The sequence below is a fragment of the Streptomyces sp. ADI95-17 genome, assembly GCF_003846175.1.
In the GTDB taxonomy this organism is placed as follows: domain Bacteria; phylum Actinomycetota; class Actinomycetes; order Streptomycetales; family Streptomycetaceae; genus Streptomyces; species Streptomyces sanglieri.
The window spans coordinates 53,015-53,668 of record NZ_ML123058.1; the positions used below are offsets into that span (position 1 = coordinate 53,015).

Here is a 654-nt window from a genome sequence, read left to right on the forward strand (position 1 = left end):
CCCTGTTCCAATGAAGGTGAGGACGCCTACAGCGACCGTGTCCGAGACCATGCTGTGAGGCTACTGAAGAGGAACGCGAGTCACCCCCGGGTTGGGAGACCCGGGGTGACTGACAAGCGCTCAGAGGGGCGCGCAGGGGTTCTCTAGGCGGCGAAGCCGATGTTGGTGCTACAGCAGGCGAACCCAGGCGTAGCCGTCGGTGCGCTCGCCATCGTCGCCGGGCTTGCCTCGGCGGATCTCGTCGATCAGGTCGAGCACGTAGGTGTCCGCCTCGTCCCGCGCGCGGTCCCAGAGGGCGGCGGCCTGCGCAGTATCCATACCTGCGGGACAGGTGACCGTCCCTGTCTCCGGATTCCAGAGAACGCCTTGGGCGGTGAGCCATGCGCGAGCGTGGTCCGTGTGCTCGGCCTCGATCGCGGGCCAGTCGAAGGTCTCGTGCGGGGCGAGCGCGCCGGTGTCGCCGTTGGGAGTCTGGTTGAACACCAGCTCGGTGACGACATCGTGGTCGGTCATGAGGTCGAGGCCATCTTCATGCATTCGCATGGCACTGTCACGTTGGCTGGCCGGGTGGGATGATCTTCGGGTTGATCATGGTGGAGGGGGTTGTCCGTGGGCAGTACGCCGCCGCCGTACAAGGGGCACCGGTACCCAGTC

The 654-nt window shown here is 66.2% G+C and carries 1 protein-coding gene; it reads right to left on the reverse strand.

The features are described from left to right. Positions 1 to 168: 168 nt before the first annotated feature. On the reverse strand, positions 169 to 513 hold the full coding sequence (locus EES42_RS44135) for a hypothetical protein (RefSeq protein WP_124723804.1): 345 nt from the start codon (positions 511 to 513) through the stop codon (positions 169 to 171). Between the last annotated feature and the right edge of the window lie 141 nt (positions 514 to 654).